The sequence below is a fragment of the Flavobacterium sp. JP2137 genome (genome assembly GCF_050562195.1).
In the GTDB taxonomy this organism is placed as follows: domain Bacteria; phylum Bacteroidota; class Bacteroidia; order Flavobacteriales; family Flavobacteriaceae; genus Flavobacterium.
The window spans coordinates 1,690,990-1,712,380 of record NZ_CP191647.1; the positions used below are offsets into that span (position 1 = coordinate 1,690,990).

Below are 21,391 nucleotides of genomic sequence, written 5' to 3' on the forward strand. Positions count from 1 at the left end.
CGCTGCAGTCGCGTCAGACCGAATTATCCAATGCACGCATACGGGCTAAAGTGACCCTCAAAAATCCGAGCGCCCGCCGTGCAGCTTATCGCAAGAGCGCCATTTTTGACGCCCTATTTTTATCAGCGCGTTTTTTTAGCGTTAATTGTTTTCCTTTTTGCTAGTTTTAAAGGAACTTCCTTTAATTATCGTCAAAAATAGAATCATACTATTTTTATTTAATCTAAATAAATACATTTGCATACAACAATTTTGTATCTTATTTATGATGAAAAACACTACTTATCAGAAGAGGCGACAACGCCTTAAGGCGTTGGTCCTTTATCTCGTTTTGTCGGCGGCGCTGCCGCTGTATAGTCAGGTGGCCTATTACGACTTCAGTCAAAGTCAGTCCACCTATGTGCCTTTGTCCAGTCCTACAGTACTGGCTCAGGCCACCGCAGCCAATATGGAGAATACCCGATATGCCACCGAGCTGCCGTTTGGTTTTGCCTTTAACGGGGTGACGCACAATCGCTTGCAGGTGCACAGTTCGGGCTTTGTCAGTTTCGGCGCCAATGCGCCCTTCGGGAGTACGCCCTTGTCGAACAGCAGCACCGTATTCGACGGGGCCATTGCCGCTTTGGGCGCATCGATAGTCGGTCGCTACGAGGCCGGTGGCATTCAAGCGAAAATCAGCCATCAAACCCTGGGCGTACAACCCCATAGAACCTTGGTGATCCAATGGGAAAACTTTGGTTTTTTTGAGGGAACTTCGCCGTCGACCTCGAGTACCTACAACCTGAACTTTCAAATTCGACTGGGCGAAGACGGGACAATCAGCACCGTCTATGACCTCTCGGCCGTGGGGAGTCCCCCGTCTTTTAGTGCGCAAATCGGACTTCGGGGAAACAGCCCTAGCGACTTTAACAACCGCTATGCCGTGGGAAACACCTCCACCAATAACTTGATGTCTTCCAACCGCGGAACGGCAAATACTTCGGTGGTTTTTGTGTATAAGGACTTTTTGCCCCAAAGTGGTTTTACCTTTACTTGGGCCCCGTCTTCTTTTTGTTTGCCCGTATTTCAATACAATGCCGATAGCGAGATGATTACCCGAGTGATCTTTAATACCATCGACCATACTTCACCGGCTCAGTCGGGAAGTACACCGATTTACGAAGACTTCCGCGCGATTTCTACCGAGGTGCAAAAGGGCGAATCCTATATGGTTTCGGTAAAAGGACCGGCGGGAAGCTTTTCCAGCGACGTGATGGTCTATATCGATTTCAATCAAAATGGCCGCTATGACGATCCGGGAGAGGGATTTTATTTGGGTAAAATCCCGCCGGCAAATCCCTTTAATGCGCATACGATTTCGGGTAATATCCCAATTCCCGCTTCGGCAATTCCCGGTAGAACAGGACTGCGCATCGTGAAAAATTCGGGCATTATAGCGACCAACAGTATTTCTGGTCCTTGTGCAACGGACTTACGCGCCGGCCAGGTGGAAGATTATACCGTTAATATCCTGGAGACTGCCACCACTCCAATATGTACTAATGCTGATCCAGGGTTAAATCCCGGCGATACCGGCTGTATTACACTAACCTATCAAGGGCGTAGCGTGGTCTATACCACGGTAAGGGCTCAGGACGGTCAGATTTGGATCCAACAAAACTTGGGAAGTCCTGCTGTGGCGAGTTCTGCGACAGACGCGGCCAATTACGGCGATTTGTTTCAGTGGGGACGCTGGGACGACGGCCACCAATTGCGAACCGCTGCGGTATCGACCGCAGCGCCCTCACCCAACAACCCGCTGGGGCTCCAAGGCGGGCTCAACGCCTTTGTCAATTCGCAGCCCCAATGGTGGAGTGCCGGGAGTACCCCAATCCAGTGGAACGCCTCGAACCCCCAACAAGTTACGGCCGATAACGGTTGTGATCCCTGTAAGGCACTGGGCGCGGATTGGGCCATTCCCACCGATGTGCAATGGCGCGATATCATTGCTGCAGAAGGCATCGTCAATATTCAGTCGGCTTTTGACAGCCATTTAAAACTGACGGTCGCCGGATTTAGAGGAAGCGCCGACGGCATCACCAATGCCGGACTCCGAGGCTATTACTGGAGCAAGACCTCTAGTCCGACCAACCCGGATTACAGCAAGTATTTGTTTTATAGCAACCTGACGATGAATCCCAATGCAGGGGCTAATCGCAGTCAAGGCTCGTCGGTGCGCTGCATCAAGGCCAGCCCGCAGACCGAACCTGTTTTTCCCGCTCCGTATTGCGGGCTGGAAGGGGTAACCACCTCGACGGTAAGCGAGATTACCGAGCTTCGTTTAGGTGGAGTAACCCACAGCAGCGCCTTCGGTCAGCCCAATGCGCCTTTGATCGAGGATTTTACCGCTACGGTGATTGCGCTGTCCAAGGAAAGCGCGCATCCCATAGTGGTCAAAGGGGGCACGCAAGGGCAAACCACGGTGTCGGTTTACGCCTATATCGACTGGAATCACAACGGGATTTTCGACAGCGATGAGGCGATTAACCTGGGCTATTTAATCCCTGCCGATACCGGGGGTACTAGTGAAATGGGCGAATTGACTGCTTCGCTGACCATACCCGCCACCGCGCTTTTGGGACAAACGCGTTTGCGCTTGGTCAAGGCCTACGAATCGAGCTCTTCTATGGGAACGCTGGTCAATTTACCTTGTCCTACGGGCTGGTTTATCGGTCAGGTCGAAGATTATACCCTCGATATCACGGCAGCAGTGGTGGTTCCTCCGGCCGAACGCCTGGAGGTACGCGTGCAAAACAACGGCGATCCGCTGATTGCAAGCCCCAGCGGTACCCTACAACTCGAGGCCCAGGTTTTTCCTGCTGCGGCTGATCAAGCGGTCCGCTGGACGCTGACCAGCGGCGCGGGCGCGGCAACGGTAAATGCCGAGGGACTGGCAACAGCCCTGGCCAATGGATCGGCGGTAATCCGAGCAACTGCGGTAAGCGATGCCGCCATTTACGCAGAATTAACCGTGGTGGTGGATATACCCACACCTTGTCCGCAACCCACAGCCCTGCGCATTGACAACCTCCGCTTTGATCGCGCTACGGCTGCGTGGAGCTTCTCCCAAGCTGCTGTGTTTGAGTATGAATGGCGAACTTCGGGTCTCGCAGGTAGCCGGGAGGGTCTCGTACAGCGCGGACAAACCGAAGAAACCTCGGTGATCTTGCAAAACTTAACGCCCAATACCCCATATCACTTTTACGTGCGAACGCGTTGCGAAAACGGCACTGCCAGCCTTTGGACCGCCGCAGCGAGCTTTGCAACGCCTTGTTCTTTCGTCGGCGTTCCCACCGCTGCAACACAGCGCTTTTGCGGCGACAAACAAATCGCTGATTTAATGGTTTCCGGAATGGATCAAGCCGTCTTTAAGTGGTACGACACCGAAACTGCTGCAAGGCCTTTGGAGGTAAATACGCGCTTGCAAAGCAAAAGCTATTTTGTTTCTCAAAGCCTCAACGGTTGTGAATCGGAAAGAATTGCGGTTGAGGTGCATATAGCACCGGGAATTTCGGCACCTCAGGCCAGCAATCAGTCTTTCTGTACGACCGAGGTGACCCTAGCCGATTTGCAGGTTTCCGCCGCGGCCAATGCGGTAGTCTCGTGGTACAGCAGTATAAACAGCTCGGTTCCCCTAGGTCAAAACCAACGATTGACCGCCGGTTATTACTATGTTTCTCAAAAAATAGGCGACTGTGAGTCGGCGCGGGTTATGGTAAACATTTCCGTAATCGACAATTCGGTAGCCCCCGTGGTTACAGCCCAACAATTCTGTGGATCTGCTGCGGTAGGCGAGTTGCGAGCGAACCTGATTTCGGGCATGCAAGCCCGATGGTATACCGAGCGTGAGGGCGGAAGCTTTTTGTCGGTAGATACGCCCCTGGTTAGCGGTGTGTATTACGTGGCTCAAGGCTGGAACGGCTGTGAGTCGCCTCGAACGTCCGTGGCGGTACAGATCCATGCCATACCGGAAAAACCCACTGCGGCAGCAATTCAAGAACTCCGTGAAGGGGCGCTTATCGGTGATTTTATCGTCGCGGCGCAAAACCCCATTTGGTATAGCTCGTTAAGCGATGCGCAATACGATCGAAACCGCCTGTCACCGGAGTCGGCAGTCATGTCGGATACGACTTATTACGTGGTCGACCGGTCTGCTGCTGCTTGTTCTAGCGAGCCCCTGGCGGTAAAAGCCCTTTTAAAACTCAAAATCGATGGATTTGATCCCGATCATTTCTCGTATTACCCCAATCCAACGGCCGATTACCTCTGGGTAAAATACCAAGAGGTCATGACCTCCTACCGGATTTACGACCTCGGTGGTCGGCAATTGATGGCTGTGCAAACGCAAGCCCGTGAGCTGCAAATTGATTTAAGCCCGTATCAGGCGGGTGTTTATTTGATATACATACACACCTCAAATCGACAACAGCTGATTCGCGTCCTTAAAAAATAACCGCATTCCCCAATGGTAAAAGCCCCGTATTTCATTGAAATATGGGGCTTTTTTTATGGAAAATTCGGGTTTGTTCGCCCTTGTAAATCGCGGGCTAACGCCTTATTTTCGAAGGACTTTTATCGTTTGAGTCGATGTAGCCGTTTGCAGTTGGATCAGATAGACTCCCGTTGCTAACGAAGATAAATCAACCGACGCCTGAGTGTCTTGGTTGTGTTTATACGCTACTTTTCGGCCGTTGCTATCGTAAACAACATAGGATACGATGATTTCTTTGTAAGTGATGTTGATCCGATCGGAGGTCGGGTTTGGATAATAGGTCAGCGCCTTTAAGTCGAAATCATTGATTCCTAAGGTCAGCGATACGACGATGATCAACGGGTCGCTGTTGCAGCCCGTCTCCGAGCGATTGACTACATAATAAACCCCCTGGTCGAAGAGTCCAAATTCTGGCGACAAGCGATTTCTGTCGTAGTTCATGTCGTCAAGCGAACTGTACCAAACCGGATTGAAAGCCGATACGGTCAAATCGGAAATCAAACTTCCTTCCACCACCGATTGCGAGCTTTGTCCTGTTGGAGCTGCGGGTTTGGGTTCGACAACCACATTAAAGGCCGCGCGAATCGACTCGCAGCCGTATTTGCCTTGAGCTACGTAATAGGTGCCATTTTGCAAGGGAATATCTCCGGAAAGGGCATAGCCCCCTTCGGAACTGCGGTACCATTTTGCCTGCATATCGCTGGCGATATTTACGCGTAAGTCACTCACGGTAGCCGACTCGCAAAAGTGCTGATCGGTGATTTGCAAGGCGCCGATTGGACCGACTACGTTTACAGTTATGCGCACTTTTGGCGATTCACAATCGCCCCATTTCTGGCTGGCGTAGTAATAGTTTGTCCGAAGTACGGTGTTTGGATTTAATGGACTTGTCGAATCGAGACGATCGAACCACTGTATAGTGGCACCGGGCATACCGGAAATTTGCAAATCGGAGACCTGAGCCGCGGTCGAACAAAAGTTTTGATTTTCGGTAACCGGTATCGCAATGGCATCGTTGGCCGCGACATGGATAACCACTCTTGGCGATTCACATCCCGCAATGATTTGACTCACATAGTAGCTGCCGTCTTGCAAGAGCGTCGTCGGGGACAGGGCCGTAGGGGCGTCGAGATCTTCATACCAATGGTAGGTAGCACCGGCGGCTCCTGCGAGTTCGATGCTCGAAATCGGTCTGGGCCCACAGAGCAAAATATTTTCCATAACTAAGGCATCGGGCACGATTTTAACCGTGATTTGAAAAGCAGTCAAATCCGATGCGCATTCTGGGTTGTATTGCGATACGTAATAGGTACCACTAGCCAAAGGGGTCGTGGTTGCAATTTCTATTTGGGAAGCGTTGTACCAGCGCAAATTCAATTGGGAGCTCACTTCGATATCCGCAACCGTCGCGCTACCGCAAAAAGACTGATTGCGCACGGTTGGTGCGGCGGGCTTGTTCTGAATGGTCACCGCTATGGCGGTGCGCTCGGTTGAATAACAACCGTTTACAAAAAGTGTTGCGTAATAAGTGCCATTGGTCAGCAGGGCATCGTCCGCTAAGGGAACCTGTCCCGTTGCACTTGTATACCAAAGTACCGCAGCCGTCGGATAAGGTGTCGTTACTAAGTCCGATACCGGTGTGGGACCGCAAAAAATTTGGTCTTCGGCCACGACATTGGGCAATTCCGCGCAGGGTGTTCTAAATGGAGCGAGTGCAACCCAATCCTGGGCATTGTTCACGGCACATACCGAGGTGATATAAAAACTATAGTTTTTGTTGGGCTCTAAATTGTCTAGGGTCTTTTCAAGTGCCGTGGTGGTACCTGAGGTAACCAAGCCCGTGGGGCCGCTGTTGGCGGCGCCAGCAGTGCGCAACTCGTAGGAGTAATTAATAACCGTGTCGCCCGTGGTCGGTGCTAGCCAAGAAAACCGTGCCGAAGTACTGCCGATTTCGCTAACACTTACTTGGGTCGGGTTTTTACAGTTGTTGCTCGAGGTTTGAACCACACTCAAATTGTCCATATAGAACATCAAATCGTATTCATAAGGTCCGGCAGGAGGGGTGTCAATTCTAAAGCGCAGCTTCACATGGGTGCCTTGCTGTAGGTTGGTTTGCGGAATAGTGGTCGTATAGCGCGTGCATCCCTGCGGATCTTGAGTGAATGTCGAGTTGTTTACCACGCTGTGCAGTTGCCAGGTGCTGCCGTCATTTAGCGAGTATTCGATGTAAATTCCACCATAATCAAAGCCGGTTATGGGGGTGGGGTCATCGTAGTAATCCGAAATCCGCACGTCAAAACCAATGGAAATCGGACCGTGGTTGTTGGTTTCGTTATTGGTCGTTAAGCTGGCCGTAGTGTCGCCATACCAGTCCTCCTCGTCCCACCATCCAAAATCCCACAGGTATAGATTGGTGTATACGGACTGCCCGTCACAAGGGTAATCGTAAACGGGATCGGTAAGATAAAACCCACTCTGTTGCCATCCTGTTGGCAAATCGCCGGTTTCAAAATTTAACTGAACGTTCCATTGGGAATAAGAGCTAAAGTATATCAAGATAAAAAAAGCAGTAAATAGTCTTCTCATACATTTTTATTTTAGTTAAAACAATGTTAGCAAGATACAGAAATATATAACAAAAATTTAACTATTCATTATTTTTTATGAAAATGATTCATTTTATTATGAGATTGATTTTTTTTATATATAAGAAAAAAGCCGTCTCTTGGTGGGAAACGACTTTTTTTTATGTTAAAATATTAGATGATTTTTACTTTTAAATGGAAATATGACGTAAAATGCTAAAAATAATTTTATAAATTCCCCGTCAAATTTTTTTAATTTCCTTGTTAGATTAGTGGTTTTTTGTTAAATAAAAACAAAATAAATAAAAAGCACAGCTGTTTTAACCGGCTGTTTTTAATCGGCGCGTATTTTTTGGGCGGCCGATGGCTCAGGTCTTTTAATTGCGACATAAGCAGTGCTGTGTTTGACTTCAATACAACGACGACCTTTTTGTTTCCTTGGTCCTTTTGTGGAATAAAACCTTTGATGGTCTTTTTTGCAAATGGTAAACGCCCTATTTTCTGAGGACTTTGATTGTTTGTGTTGAGGTGGCCGTTCGGATCTGAATCAGGTAGACTCCCGTAGCGAACGATGATAAATCAACGGACGCCTGAGTATCTTGGTTGTGTTGATGCGCTACTTTTCGGCCGTTGCTATCGTAAACAATATAGGATTCGATGACTTCTTTATAAGTGATGTGGATGCGATCGGAGGTCGGGTTGGGATAATAGGTCAAGGCCTTTAAGTCGAAATCGTCAACCCCTAGAGTCAGCGTGACTATTATGATTAACGGATCACTCGGACAGCCTGTTTCGGAACGGTTTACGACATAATACACCTCCTGATCGAAGAGTCTGAATTCTGGCGACAAGCGATTTCTGTCGTATTTGATGTCGCTTAATGAGCCGTACCACACGGGATTAAAAGCCGATACGATTAAATCGGAAATCAGACTTCCTTCCACCACCGATTGCGAGCTAGGTCCTGTTGGAGCCGCGGGTTTGGGTTCGATTACCACATTAAAGGCCACGCGAATGGACTCACAGCCGTATTTGCCTTGAGTTGCGTAATAGGTGCCATTTTGCAGGGGAATATCTCCGGAAAGGGCATAGCCTCCTTGGGCACTGCGGTACCATTTTGCCTGCATACCCTCGGCGGTATTCACGCGTAAGTCACTCACGGTAGCCGACTCGCAAAAGTGCTGATCGGTGATTTGCAAGGCACCGATTGGACCGACTACGTTTACGGTTATGCGCACTTTTGGCGATTGACAATCGCCCCATTTCTGGTCTGCATAATAATAATTTGTTGTCAATACGGTATTTGGATTTAAAGGAGTAGTGGCATCCAGGCGGTTATACCAGCGGATTGTGGCGCCAGGCATACCGCTGATTTGCAAATCGGAAACCCGGGCGCTGGTCGTGCAAAAGTTTTGATTTGCTGTAGTGGGAATCGGAATTGCCTCATAGGCTGTCACATGAACAACCGAACGCGGCGACTCACAGCCCGCGAGGATCTGGCTCACATAGTAACTGCCGTCTGTCAAAACAAACATAGGTGATAAAGCGGTGATGCTCGTGCTGTCGGTATACCAACTGTAGTTAGCGCCAGGAGTGCCCGGCAAGGAAATTTCCGAAATGGTCGTTCTGCCGCATAGGAGCAGATTTTCCAACACCAAAGCATTGGGAATCGGATTTACCGTGACCTGAAAAGGACTCCATGCTGATTCGCATAAATCGTCGGATTGCGATAGGTAATAAGTGCCACTGCGCAAGGGGGTGTTGGCTTCGATTTCTAGTTGCGAAGCATCGTACCAATGCAGTGCTAGTTCGCTCGAAACAGCAAGGTCCGCCGCGGTGGCGCTGCCACAAAATGTTTGATCCGCGATCTGTGGGGCAGGGGGTTTTTGATGGATGGTAACCGCTATAGGTGTGCGCTGTTTGGAATAACAGCCATTTAAAGTTAACGAGCCGTAGTAGGTGCCGGTGGTTAGGTAATCCGTTGCGTTTAAAGGTAGTGGTTCCGTGGCGGAGGTATACCATAGCAAATGGGCGCTGTCGTGGAGTTCGGCTGCCAAGTCCGATACCCGGGTAGGGCCACAAAAAGTTTGGTCTTCGGCCACTACGTCTGGCAATACGGCGCAAGGCGTTCTGAAAACGCCGACCGCAACCCAGTCTACCGCGCTGTTGCTCGGGCATACCGAGGTGATGTAAAAATAATAATTTTTATTGGGTTCGAGGTTGTTGAATATCTTTTCCAATTCGGTAGTTGTACCCGCTGCAGTAAGTCCGACAGCGCCGCTATTGGGGGTGCCTGCTGTGCGCAATTCATAGGTATAAGAGGTCACCGGGTCGCCCGCAACAGGGGCCAGCCAAGTGAATTTTGCCGAAGTACTGCTGATGTCGCTTACACTTACTTGGGTTGGGTTTTGACAATGGTTGGTCTGCTCCTGAACCACGCTTAGATTGTCGAAATAGAACAGCAAATCGTACTCATCAGGTCCCGAAGGAGGGGTTTGAATTCTAAACCGAAGCTTTACATGGGTGCCTTGTGCTAAAGCGGGCTGCGGTATGGTGGTCGTGTAGCGGGTACAGCCCGACGCGTTTTGGATAAATGACTGCGAATTGATTGTACTGTGAATGGCCCATACAGCTCCGTTGTTCAAGCTGTACTCGATGTACATTCCTCCATAATCAAAGTCGGTCAAGGGGATCGGGTCGTCGTAGTAGTCAGAAATTCTTAAATCAAACCCTATGTGGATTGGACCGTGAGTGTTGGTTTCGTTATTAGATAGGATATAGGCTGAGGTATTGCCGTACCAGTCCTCGTCTCCCCACCAACCAAAATCCCAAAGGTATAAATTGGCATAAGCCGATTGGACTTGACAGGGAAAGTGGTAAAATCCGGTTAAGTAAAAGCCGCTTTGCAGCCAACCTTCAGGTAGTTCGCCCTCGTCTAAATTGACATTGACATTCATCTGTGAATACGATGAGAGGCAAAAGAGCACAATAAATAAGGTAATTAATTTTTTCATGTTCTTAGTTTAAGTGTGATATTAGACTAATATAGGAAAAAATTATAACTTAAAATTAACGTTTTTTGTTTTTGTTTAAATAAAAGGCTTTTTTAACACTTACGAAAGGGCCTTAAAACAAAAAATCCGCATCAATTGATGCGGATTTTTAGTTAATTATCTTAAAATTATATTCTAAAAGACCAAATACATTTAAAGAGCAATTTCCATTTTAACTTTTTTGTTCTTGATTTTTTGATCGGCAAGTACTTTTAAGGTAGCTGCAACTTTAAGGCGTTTGATGGCAACATAAGCAGCGCTGTCTTTGACTTCGATAAGACCGATGTCGTCTTTGCTCAACTGGCCTTTTTTCATCAAATAGCCGACGATGTCGACTTTGTTGACCTTGTCTTTTTTGCCGGCACTGATGTAAATAGTCTGAAAAGCAGTGGGTTCCGGTGCTTTAAAGCGGCCTTCCAGGTTTTCGACCTGCAATTCGGCAGGTATAAAATCGAAGGTCTCGCGCTCGCCCATCACCAGGTATACCACGCCTTTGGCGTTCATCCGGGCGGTTCGTCCGTTTCTGTGGGTAAAGGCACTCTCTTTATCGGGTAATTGGTAGTGTATGATGTTTTCGACTTCGGGTATGTCCAGTCCGCGGGAAGCCAAATCCGTGGTGATAAAGATTTGAACGCTGCCGTTGCGGAATTTGAGCAGGGCGCGCTCGCGCTCGTCTTGCTGTAGTCCCCCGTGAAAGCTCTCGCGGGCAATGCCCTTGTCGCTCAAAATCGCGCTGATCCGATCTACAGCGTCGCGGTGATTGCAAAAGATCAGCGTTCGCTTATTGCCTATTTTGCAAATCAACTTGTATAGGTTGATCAATTTGGATTCCGAATCGGTGACGACCTTTTTAAAGGTCAGGTCGGGTTTGGTTTGCAAATCGTCTAAAAAATTCAATTTCTTGTGATTGACCAAGCCGGCAAAAGAGGGGATTTTTTCCAGGTTCGTCGCCGAGGTCAGTAAGCGCTGCTTTAAACCGGACAGTTGTTCGATGATATAGGAGATATCGTCTTGAAAACCGAGTTCGAGCGCCTTGTCAAATTCGTCCAAAACCAAGGTGTGTGCGATATTGGCGTCAAAGTTGTTGTGCTCCACGTGAAAGGCTATACGGCCCGGTGTGCCCACCAAAACGCTGGGGGGTTCTATAAAGTTGTTCTCCTCTGTTTTGGTGGCGTGGCCCCCATAACAGGAGTTGATCTTAAATCCGGTGCCCATCGATTTGAAAACGAGTTCAATCTGTAACGCCAGTTCTCGCGAAGGCACTATAATCAAGGCTTGAACCCCTGAAGTGGAAGCGCTGAGATTGCGTAAAACTGGAAATAGAAAAGCCAGTGTTTTTCCCGATCCAGTCGGGGATAAAAGCACCACATCTTGGTCGTTTTGAGTGGTCTTATACGTGGATTTTTGCATGGGATTCAAATCTTGAATCTGTAGCTTTTTTAAAATAGTGTCGAATTGCATACCGCAAAGGTAAAGCAATAAAGCGTAGAACGATATACTTTTTTTGACGCTTTTTCATGGGCGCAAGACGCTTAGGACAACAGCCATACAAGCGGTTTTTTACACCAAAGGCACCGCTGCCAGGCGCTGTGAAAACCGCAGTATTTCCAAATAGGCACTGTTCTTATTTAGACTAATTACTGTTTAATTTGCGATATTCGTGGTAAATTTGGAAAAAATTGTTAAAACAATTTTTTATACCTTAAAAAAATGTATTTTTGAATAAAATCAAAGTTTTAAATAGAAATCAAAGTTTTTAAGTAGAATATGGATATTAAACTAGGAGATACCGTAGTGTTAAAATCAGGAGGTCCCAAGATGACGGTAGAGTCTATTAAAGGAGATCAGGTCAATGTGGTATACTATAATGAGGAAAAAAAAGTGTTTGAGAAACTGCGTTTGATGACTTCTTCCGTAATCAAGAAAAAGTAAGTTGAATTTGCCTGGAATACCCTAGAAATGCTCCCGAGTTATGCGTTTAACGACTGGTCTATGGCGCTGGGAAATGGCAGCTTGGGTGGTTGTAAAAAGGTCTTTTGCCAGGGGAAGGAAAATTCGGCAAACACTAAAGATAGGAGTAATAACCGCAAAACGAAAAGTTTTGCGGTTTTTTTATGCGCTAAAATCGCTGTCCGCCGATGGCAAACGGACCAAATTCTATGGGTATATCGGGTATGGGTTTTATTTCAATCTGTGGTCGATGATTCCATTGCGGCTGCCCTGCCAAGCGAATCGCTTGTTGCGCTGTGTCGCGTGGGCAATTTCCGAGCTGTCGCTATTTTTTGAATAAAACCTGTGGGAGTTGGGGGTGAGCAACTACTGCATGCTGCTGATGCGGATGCTCGCTTTGACCAAGGCTATTGCGGCTATGTCGCCTTTTTTGATGTCTTTGGACTGGTGTTGTGGATTTTGAGCGACCAGACTCACATAGTCTTCGCCTAGAAGCGAGCGCTGTACGTACTTGACGGTGATGTACTCCTCGCCCTTGTCCACTGTGATGCTGAGGAGGTACAATTCGCCAAAAAAGATATAGTCGACCTGAGTTTGTCTGTATAAAATGGTGTCTCCAGACTGTAGTAGCGGATACATGCTGTCGCCTTTTACGGTTATTGCGCCGTCGCATTTCGGGAGATTGGGGATTTTAATCGTGTCGATGACGCGACGGCTGTCCCCGCTGTCAAAGAGTGCTCGTAAACCTGTTGCAGCCTCCAAAGCGTAAAGCGGCACTTCCTGATTTGTCAGTATAAGATCTGCTGTTGAACAGGGGGGAGGTAGCGATGCGATTTTGGGAATTTCTCTTAGTGCCGATCCTTTTCCCGTCAAAAGCCAGTGCAGATTAATATCTGGAATTTCCGATAATATATTTTCTAAAGCAGTGGAATTGATCGGGGTTTCCCGTGCCTTACCCCTAAAGCTAGCGGAGGTCATGCCTATTTTTTTATAAAAGAGCTCTTTCTTAAGTCCTTTTATTTCAACAAGTTGTACGATTCTTTTTTTTATCATCGTGAATTAATTTGCTGTATTTTTTGTAAAATCGAAAATTTGTTTTTTATATTTGTTCGGTAACCGAGAACAAACGATGTAATGGACAAACCTACAAAAAAAACAACCAGATACAATGCGGAAGTTATCAATAGATTAAGAGAAAAATATGGCGTTTCGACCCGATTTATCACCATGAGTATCACGGGAGACCGGACGAGTGAAACCTCCGATAGGATTAAGGCCGACTACAAAAAAATGGTCTTGATCGTCGAAAACACCCTCAATCAATTGTAGCGCTACACTTAGGGGGATCGGCTTGTGAAATTTTTGTCAATACGCGCTGCGAATTCCCTTTGTTTTAACCGCTTTTTACGTGCTATCGCGTTTTATAGTCCGCATTTGGAATGCTGTTTTTTAAGAATTGCTTGGGAGCGCTAGGGGATATTCAAGTAATAGCCCGTATAAGCGCTTTATCCTAAAAAATTAACACAATTTAATACTTTGTATTGGCGAATCACAAATAGTCATAATATTTCTAGCTATCATTAGAAAACTATTGACTGATTAAAAGATTTTAACTTAAAATAAATTATAAAATGATTAACTTTACGTTTTAAATAAACACGGTGTTTTTTGAAAAAAAAGCACTTCAATCAGAAACTTAAATTCCAGGGATATACGAATTATGGAGTCCATTAAGAGCAGATTAAAACGCGATACTCCGCGAGGTATCGTGATAAGCATTGATGTCGCTATTGTTTTCTTTTGCTACTGTGTTGCAAATTTTATACTAAATAGCTTCTATGGCAGGTTTGACCTCACTCATCTCTTCGAAAAAATGCCTGTGGTGGTACTGGTGTATTTTGGCAGTTTTTGGCTGTTTAAAACCCATAGAGGCGTGGTGCGACAAACCGGTTTAAAAGATGTGCAAGCGGTTTTATCGGCTTGTATCTTTGCCACGGTGGTCATTGCTATAATCGTTATCTTTCAAAGGCAAGGCATGTTGCCGCAGCTGTTGCATCCCTATCTTAGATTGTCGTATTCGCTCTTGCTGCTTCACATGCTGCTCACCGCTGTGGTGATGGTGGGTATGCGAATTTTTTACAGCAATTTTTACAAAACCTATGTCTTAGGGGGTCGAAATATCAAGCGGGTTTTGATTTACGGCGCGGGAGATTCCGGTATTATCACGATCAAAGCCCTGCAAACCGACACGCGTATCAATACCCAGGTTTTGGGATTTATAGACGACAACCACCGAAAGGTGGGCAAAAAAATCAACGGACACCTGGTCTACAGCCCCGAAGTTATTACCAAAGAATTCGTCATCAAACACCGGGTCGACGACATCGTGATTTCCATACAGAATATTTCGCGCAAGCGACTCAACCAAATTTCGGAACACCTCGAAATACTGCCGGTTAAAATAAAGATTATTCCCCCGCCGACCGACTGGCTCAACGGCAAGTATTCCGGCATGCAGATCAAGAGTTTAAAAATTGAGGATTTGCTCGGTCGCAAGCGCATCGAACTCGACAACCTACACGTCGATCAAGAGATTCAAGGCAAGGTCGTCCTGATCACCGGAGCCGCCGGATCAATTGGCAGTGAAATCGCACGGCAAATCGCCCTAAAGGATTTTAAACTGCTCATCTTGGTCGATCAGGCGGAATCCGCGCTCTATGATGTACAGCAGAGCATGGATACCACAGCGGCTTCGCGAATTCACTATATCGTGGGCAATGTGCGCGAAGAAAAGCGGATGAATGTGATTTTTGAAGAGTACCAACCCGATTTTGTCTACCACGCAGCGGCCTACAAACACGTGCCCCTGATGGAGTACAACCCCTATGAGGCCGTAACCACCAATGTTAAGGGCACCAAAATCATGGCCGATTTGTCGGTAAAACACCGGGTGACCAAGTTTGTGATGATCTCCACCGACAAAGCGGTAAACCCGACCAACGTGATGGGGGCCACCAAGCGGGTAGCGGAAATCTATGTCAACGGCTTGGATAAATTCTCCTCGACCAGTTTTATCGTGACCCGATTCGGAAATGTACTGGGATCCAACGGTTCGGTTATCCCTTTGTTTACCCGACAAATTGAACGCGGCGGTCCACTGACCGTGACGCATAAGGATATTACCCGATACTTTATGACCATACCCGAAGCCTGCCAATTGGTGTTGGAAGCCTCTGTTATGGGCAAGGGTGGAGAGATATTCGTCTTTGATATGGGCGAATCCATGAAGATTTTTGAATTGGCCAAGCGCATGATTCGCCTGAGTGGTTTTCAATACCCAAGCGAAATCGACATCGAAATAACCGGACTCAGACCCGGCGAGAAAATCTTCGAAGAACTCTTGGCAGACGAGGAGAACACCCTAAAAACACATCACGAAAAAATCATGATTGCTCGGGTGAGAACGCAAAATGCGGCGTATTTAACCGAACTGACCAACCTCTTGTGCGATTTTGCCACCGAAACCCAAGAAAAACCGGACAACGTCGTCTTGGTGCAAAAAATCAAATGCATCGTTCCGGAATACAAGTCGCAAAACTCGACCTATCAGTGTCTCGACGCCTAGTGGAAGCCAAGCGACTAAAGTACAAGTTGTCCCTGCTGCATTAACCCAAAGGGCAGCGCTTGATGCTGCTTTGCAATCCGTGGTTCCGCTCGGGGTACGGATGGTTTTCCGAGGACTTTTTCGCCAATACACCCGATGTAGCTGGGCTCAAAGCGCCTCCCTTTCGTCGGGTTTTCCAAATCGTAGTGCGCTGTAAATGCCGGGGTATTGCCGTTGTTGTTGCCGAAGGCTAGCGCTGATAATAATAAATCCCATTGACCGCTAGGTCCAATGGCGGGAATCGGCTGTAGTATGGTATTTGTTCAGGCTGTCATAAAAAAGAAATTTTACACTGCGATAAGGTTGTTGATGATAGTTTTATTCTAAATAAAGTTGCTTTTGTAATATTGTTTTTATTTCATGTATTTTTGCAATACCTTTATTATTAGCGTTAATTAGTTTGCGATTGATCAACAACTGCGGCAATCCGTTTGCAGTGATTTTAAAGATATGCAGCGGTTTGCTGCATGATCAGTCCGAACTCCCCTTGTTTTAAGCGTTGAATGGCCATTAATACCTAACTAACATGAGAAAAATATACCTTCTTGCCTTGGGACTTTTTCTGATCACTACCGTGGCATTCGCTCAGAAAAGCGATTTGCAAACGGCTCGGTTCGACAGTATTTATTTTGATACCGCCGTGCGTTGGGGCAAACAAGATTACCGCAAAGCCTTGCGGATTGCCGACTCGCTTTATACCCACAGTACACTTCCCGCGCATAAACTCAAATCTTTGATGTTGACCGCCTCGCTATACGAGCAAATCGGACAACAACAGGAGTCGATTAAATACGCCTTGGAGGCCGAGGAAATAGCGTCGCTACTCAAGGACTACGAGTGGCAGGCCAAGATATCGGGCTTTCTGTCTACGCAATATCGGAATTTGGGTCTGCTGGAATCCGGTCGTAAGGCCCTGGATAAGGGGGTGGCGATCATCCAAAAAGTGGGCGACCAAAAGCGGCGTGATTTTTATTACGGCTTGGTCAATCAGGAAATGGCTTATTATGAAATCGGCGCTAAAAATTACGCACAGGCCAAGGAATACGTACAAAAAAGCAGGGTGTTTTTTGATCGATTGAAAACCTCACCGAACAACTACTATTACAAGGCCACCAATGAAGTGCTCTTGGCAAGCTGTGAGGTAAATCTGGGCAATTACAAACGCGCCGACCAGCACTTGGATCAGGCCATAGTGTATTTGGACCAGTCCTCCTTGGGCGAATCTGTGTTGCGCGCGCGCATTTTTACCGGTAAGGCACAGGTGTTGCGCCATAAAAAAGACTATGAATCCGCTGCGGGCTATTTGACGCAAGCAGAAGCCTGGGCGCTATCTTCGGGGTTTAAAAGCTTGCAATTGGAGGTCTATAAAGAGTTGGTCGAATATTACAGGGAAACCGCAAACGCGCAGCAACAGCAGTTGTACACCGAGAAGTACAACAAGCTCCTACAGAGCAATATCAACCAAAATCAAACCACCCTCGACGGGATGATCACTAAGATGGTCGAAAATACCGAACAGCTCGAAAGGCGGCAATCGTTTTATATACTAACCGTTGGCCTGTTGCTGCTGGGAGGTGGTGGTGCTACGGTTTTTTACCAGTGGAAAAAGCGACAAGACCTCACGCGGTTCAACGAAGTGATCGACGAATTAAAAGCGACCAAGCAACTGGCCGCTGCCGCTGTGGTGAGCGATTCAACGGCTCAACGAGGCCTACCCCTGGCCGTCAAGGAAAAGGTGTCGATTTCCAAGGGATTGGAAACAAAAATATTGATTCATCTCGAAGCCTTTGAGCAGGGCTTGGATTTTTTGGATAAAAACATTTCGGCCTCTTCGCTGGCCACCAAGGTGGATACCAACACCAAGTATTTGTCAATCATTTTGAAGAACCACCGCAATAAGGACTTTAACAACTACATCGGCGGATTGCGCATTCAATACATCGTGGACAAGATGATGCATCATCCCGAATACCAACAGTATAAAATTAGTTATTTGGCCGAAGAATGTGGGTTTTCTACCCACAGCAAATTCACGGCCGTCTTTAAAAAGAACATCGGCATCACCCCGTCGGTCTTCCTGGAGAAGCTCAATGCCGTAGCCGAAGAAGCCTAAAGCACTTTGCCTGCCGGTTCAAAGGCCGAAACAGTAGCTATAATCGTGAAAACGACTAGACTCGCCTTAGTGAGCAAGCGGATTAAGCGTAATTTTGTCATTCATTAATAGTTTTGCTGTCAGGCAAGAGTACTTATACTGGAAACGGATGAATGCGGTCTATTGTTTTAAAAAGATTTGTTTTTTAACGGAATGTTCGAACGAAGCCCGAGATGTTTGCCGGCATCTGCGCCTGGGATTTTGGCTTTTGCTCATCCATTTATTGCTGATGAGTACGGGGCTTACCGCCTTTTTTGCTTTGTTGTACGGGCCACTGGTGGTCTGTGCTGCCCACAGGAGTTTTGGCAAACAAACCCATCGGATGATACTCCCACTACACGTATTGCCCTTTGTCTTGTGTTCGGCCTCCCTGTTTGTGGAAGCGATCCGTTGGGAGCCTACCGCCATTTTTATGATCAACCTGATTTCGCTCTGTGGCTATGGGATGTACCTCTCGTTGTTGAACCGCGGTCAACGCGATGCGGATTACCGAGAATGGCTGGTTTCCAGCAAGTTTTTTCTAACGATTTTGGCCGCGATACAGCTGTTGGCCATAGTGGATCATATCGCGGATCTGCCCTTTAGCTTTTCGCCCGACATAGCGATCGTCGTACTGCTGTTTACCGCGATGACTTTTTTGGTCAAAACCCTGGTAAGCGAACGGGAATCCCCTGGGGAAGTCGCGGAAAGCGACGCCCGGGAATTGGCGGTGCAACGGGAGTGCCCCGAGGCCGATCGCTGCCTGATTTCGCGTATCGAAAACTACTTTGACAACAACCTGGCCTATCTGGAGCCGTCTTTTGACCTGCAGACCCTGGCCGATGAAATCGATGTCCCCAAAGCGCATATATCCTCGGTAATCAACAAGGAAATGAATAAAAACTTTTATGTATTGCTGGCGGAATACCGCATCGAACACGCCAAGTCCCTGTTGATTAAACAAGACTATCTGTTTACGATTGAATCGGTGATTTACGAATGTGGCTTTAATTCAAAGTCGTCGTTTCACAAGCATTTTAAGCAGTTGGTCGGCAGTACCCCCTCGAATTACCGCGACGATTATTTTTCGCAACACAGACGAGAAAAAGCCTAGCAGCCGTCGTTTTTCCACCCGACTTTCCGCCTGCACTAGCCGCTAAGCTTGTTGGAAGGGCTAACTAGTAAGTTACGAAAAACCCGGCAAATAGACAAGTTAAAATTTCGATCGGCGGCTGATAAGCTCGCGCAAGGCCATAAAAAAAGTCGGAAGCGCAAGCTTCCGACTCCAACCAAGCTGCTGCTTGCTGTATTTTATGCCGCTGCTGCCAGCGTCACGCTGGTATCCATAAATTCTAATCTTTTAGTAAATACCTCCTAATTCATTTCAGTAAGTACGGTTGTTGCATTTTTAATAAACTCAGGCAAAGTATAGTGCGCACCAGCAAGATGCTGGCGCGAGCACGTATAAACTAAATTTTATCTAAAAACAGCTGTAACAGTTCTTCCGCTGGTATCCACGAAAACCTGTGGGAATTGACAATAGCGGCATTTTTATAAAGGCTGATAGGCAGGTCTATTTGCCGCTTTGTTTTGTGTAGAATTCGAAATTATTTTCTAACCAAAAAACGATATACTTTACGCAGACTGGCGAATCATCGAATCCTCGAATCATCGAATCATCGAATCATCGAATCCTCGAATCATCGAATCATCGAATCCTCGAATCCTCGAATAAACAAAGCTGCTGCTTGCTGTATTTTATGCCTCCTCAGAGGTGTATTTTAATTTCACCGTTGGGAATTTGGACTGGGTCATCTGTATGGAGAAGTCGGAATCGGCCAAAAAGACCAACTGTCCGGATTTGTCCGTGGCCAAAAACTTCTGCTTGATGCGCTTAAACTCTTTGAACTCTTCGTTTTTAGGGTCCTCTGGACGTACCCAACACGCCTTATAGGCCGGGAAGTTCTCGTACGAACACTTGGCGCCGTATTCGTGCTCCAAGCGGTATTGTATAACTTCGTACTGCAGGGCTCCTACGGTACCGATTACCTTACGACCGTTCATTTCCAAGGTAAACAACTGGGCTACCCCTTCGTCCATCAACTGGTCAATACCCTTTTCCAATTGCTTGGATTTCATCGGATCGGCATTGTTGACATAGCGGAAGTGCTCCGGCGAAAAGTTGGGTATTCCCTTAAATTGCATGATTTCTCCCTCGGTCAGGGTATCGCCAATTTTAAAGTTTCCCGTATCGTGTAATCCCACGATGTCTCCCGCATAAGAAATGTCGACGATCTCCTTTTTCTCGGCGAAGAAGGCATTGGGACTGGCAAATTTTAATTTTTTATTGTTTCGCACGTGTAAATACGGCTTGTTGCGTTCAAAAGTACCCGATACAATTTTGATAAAAGCCAAGCGGTCGCGGTGTTTGGGATCCATATTGGCGTGGATCTTAAAGACAAATCCGCTAAATTCGGGTTCGGTCGGTTGTACCAAGCGCGTATCCGATTCCTTGGCACGTGGCGATGGTGCGATTTCGATAAAGCAATCCAACAATTCGCGTACGCCGAAATTATTTAAAGCCGAACCGAAAAATACCGGTTGCAAAGTGCCGTCGAGGTATTCTTGACGGTCGAAACTCGGATATACTTCGGAAACCAATTCCAATTCCTCGCGCAGCGTATCGGCGGCTTTTTGTCCGACGATCTCATCCAAAGCCGAATTGCCCAAATCGCTGATCTTGACGATCTCGTCTATGTTTTTACGGCTGTCCTCGCTAAAGAGGTTGATGTTCTTTTCCCAGATGTTGTAGATCCCCTTAAAGTCGTACCCCATTCCGATGGGAAAGCTCATCGGGCAAACGCGCAATTGCAGCTTTTGTTCGACCTCGTCCATCAATTCAAAGGCATCTTTTCCCTCGCGGTCCAATTTGTTGATAAAGATGATCATCGGGATGTTGCGCATGCGACAAACCTCGACCAATTTCTCGGTTTGCTCCTCAACCCCTTTGGCCACATCGACCACCACGATTACACTGTCTACAGCCGTTAGGGTGCGGTAAGTGTCCTCGGCAAAGTCCTTGTGACCCGGCGTATCTAAAATATTTATTTTCTTGTTTTTATAATTGAAAGCCAAAACGGAAGTCGCTACGGAAATTCCACGTTGGCGCTCTATTTCCATGAAATCTGAAGTGGCTCCCTTCTTGATTTTGTTGTTCTTAACAGCACCCGCTTCTTGAATTGCCCCACCAAAAAGCAAGAGTTTCTCGGTCAAGGTGGTTTTTCCGGCATCCGGATGGGCAATAACTCCAAAAGTTCTGCGGCGTTCTAGTTCCTTAATAAAATTCATTTCATCGAAAATTTAAAGCGACAAAAATACTTATTATTTATGGAAATAGAGCGATAAAATGCCCGACAACCGATATTCGATAGCCTCAGGCGATAATATTTTGTTAATAAGCTGAGCCTTTTGAGGAAT

The 21,391-nt window shown here is 47.1% G+C and carries 11 protein-coding genes; 6 read left to right on the top strand and 5 right to left on the bottom strand.

The window, feature by feature from the left end; translation table 11 throughout:
• The first annotated feature begins 265 nt into the window (after positions 1-265).
• Complete coding sequence (locus tag ACQZ43_RS07250) at positions 266-4,492, top strand: GEVED domain-containing protein (RefSeq protein ID WP_430615351.1); 4,227 nt, start codon at positions 266-268, stop codon at positions 4,490-4,492.
• A gap of 102 nt (positions 4,493-4,594) precedes the next feature.
• Here ACQZ43_RS07250 and ACQZ43_RS07255 read toward each other — a convergent pair whose 3' ends face one another.
• The 3 genes from ACQZ43_RS07255 to ACQZ43_RS07265 form a co-directional block, all read right to left on the bottom strand.
• The gene (locus ACQZ43_RS07255) at positions 4,595-7,117 is read right to left on the bottom strand and encodes a T9SS type A sorting domain-containing protein (protein ID WP_430615353.1); all 2,523 of its coding nucleotides are present in this window, start codon (positions 7,115-7,117) and stop codon (positions 4,595-4,597) included.
• A 493-nt stretch (positions 7,118-7,610) separates the two neighbouring features.
• Entirely contained in the window at positions 7,611-10,130 is a 2,520-nt protein-coding gene (locus ACQZ43_RS07260) for a T9SS type A sorting domain-containing protein (RefSeq protein ID WP_430615354.1), read from the bottom strand.
• Between the two features lie 192 nt (positions 10,131-10,322).
• Positions 10,323-11,630: a DEAD/DEAH box helicase gene (locus ACQZ43_RS07265; RefSeq protein ID WP_430615356.1), complete on the bottom strand. Its 1,308-nt coding sequence runs from the start codon at positions 11,628-11,630 to the stop codon at positions 10,323-10,325.
• Positions 11,631-11,936: 306 nt separating this feature from the next.
• On the opposite strand from ACQZ43_RS07265, the gene ACQZ43_RS07270 reads away from it, so the two are divergent.
• On the top strand, positions 11,937-12,101 hold the full coding sequence (locus ACQZ43_RS07270) for a DUF2158 domain-containing protein (RefSeq protein WP_430615358.1): 165 nt from the start codon (positions 11,937-11,939) through the stop codon (positions 12,099-12,101).
• Positions 12,102-12,485: 384 nt separating this feature from the next.
• Here the strand turns inward: ACQZ43_RS07270 and ACQZ43_RS07275 are convergent, their stop codons facing one another.
• A complete protein-coding gene (locus ACQZ43_RS07275; RefSeq protein WP_430615360.1) occupies positions 12,486-13,172 on the bottom strand; it encodes a S24 family peptidase in 687 nt (228 codons plus the stop codon).
• 81 nt (positions 13,173-13,253) lie between these two features.
• On the opposite strand from ACQZ43_RS07275, the gene ACQZ43_RS07280 reads away from it, so the two are divergent.
• From ACQZ43_RS07280 to ACQZ43_RS07295, 4 genes are all read left to right on the top strand, one after another.
• On the top strand, positions 13,254-13,448 hold the full coding sequence (locus ACQZ43_RS07280) for a hypothetical protein (RefSeq protein WP_430615362.1): 195 nt from the start codon (positions 13,254-13,256) through the stop codon (positions 13,446-13,448).
• A 391-nt stretch (positions 13,449-13,839) separates the two neighbouring features.
• Positions 13,840-15,744 (top strand): polysaccharide biosynthesis protein, encoded by a 1,905-nt coding sequence (locus ACQZ43_RS07285; protein WP_430615364.1) that lies wholly within the window; start codon positions 13,840-13,842, stop codon positions 15,742-15,744.
• Between the two features lie 565 nt (positions 15,745-16,309).
• Positions 16,310-17,896 (top strand): helix-turn-helix domain-containing protein, encoded by a 1,587-nt coding sequence (locus ACQZ43_RS07290; RefSeq protein ID WP_430615365.1) that lies wholly within the window; start codon positions 16,310-16,312, stop codon positions 17,894-17,896.
• A 361-nt stretch (positions 17,897-18,257) separates the two neighbouring features.
• Positions 18,258-19,028 (top strand): helix-turn-helix domain-containing protein, encoded by a 771-nt coding sequence (locus ACQZ43_RS07295; RefSeq protein WP_430615367.1) that lies wholly within the window; start codon positions 18,258-18,260, stop codon positions 19,026-19,028.
• Positions 19,029-19,672: 644 nt separating this feature from the next.
• Here the strand turns inward: ACQZ43_RS07295 and ACQZ43_RS07300 are convergent.
• Positions 19,673-21,262 (bottom strand): peptide chain release factor 3, encoded by a 1,590-nt coding sequence (locus ACQZ43_RS07300; RefSeq protein ID WP_430615369.1) that lies wholly within the window; start codon positions 21,260-21,262, stop codon positions 19,673-19,675.
• Positions 21,263-21,391: the final 129 nt, after the last annotated feature.

Excerpts from the sequence above, each read along its gene's own strand:
- ACQZ43_RS07290 (WP_430615365.1), top strand. The coding sequence starts at position 16,310 with ATGAGAAAAATATACCTTCTTGCCTTGGGACTTTTTCTGATCACTACC.
- ACQZ43_RS07285 (WP_430615364.1), top strand. The coding sequence starts at position 13,840 with ATGGAGTCCATTAAGAGCAGATTAAAACGCGATACTCCGCGAGGTATC.
- ACQZ43_RS07275 (WP_430615360.1), bottom strand. The coding sequence starts at position 13,172 with ATGATAAAAAAAAGAATCGTACAACTTGTTGAAATAAAAGGACTTAAG.
- ACQZ43_RS07300 (WP_430615369.1), bottom strand. The coding sequence starts at position 21,262 with ATGAATTTTATTAAGGAACTAGAACGCCGCAGAACTTTTGGAGTTATT.
- ACQZ43_RS07295 (WP_430615367.1), top strand. The coding sequence starts at position 18,258 with ATGATACTCCCACTACACGTATTGCCCTTTGTCTTGTGTTCGGCCTCC.
- ACQZ43_RS07250 (WP_430615351.1), top strand. The coding sequence starts at position 266 with ATGATGAAAAACACTACTTATCAGAAGAGGCGACAACGCCTTAAGGCG.
- ACQZ43_RS07270 (WP_430615358.1), top strand. The coding sequence starts at position 11,937 with ATGGATATTAAACTAGGAGATACCGTAGTGTTAAAATCAGGAGGTCCC.
- ACQZ43_RS07265 (WP_430615356.1), bottom strand. The coding sequence starts at position 11,630 with ATGCAATTCGACACTATTTTAAAAAAGCTACAGATTCAAGATTTGAAT.
- ACQZ43_RS07280 (WP_430615362.1), top strand. The coding sequence starts at position 13,254 with ATGGACAAACCTACAAAAAAAACAACCAGATACAATGCGGAAGTTATC.
- ACQZ43_RS07255 (WP_430615353.1), bottom strand. The coding sequence starts at position 7,117 with ATGAGAAGACTATTTACTGCTTTTTTTATCTTGATATACTTTAGCTCT.
- ACQZ43_RS07260 (WP_430615354.1), bottom strand. The coding sequence starts at position 10,130 with ATGAAAAAATTAATTACCTTATTTATTGTGCTCTTTTGCCTCTCATCG.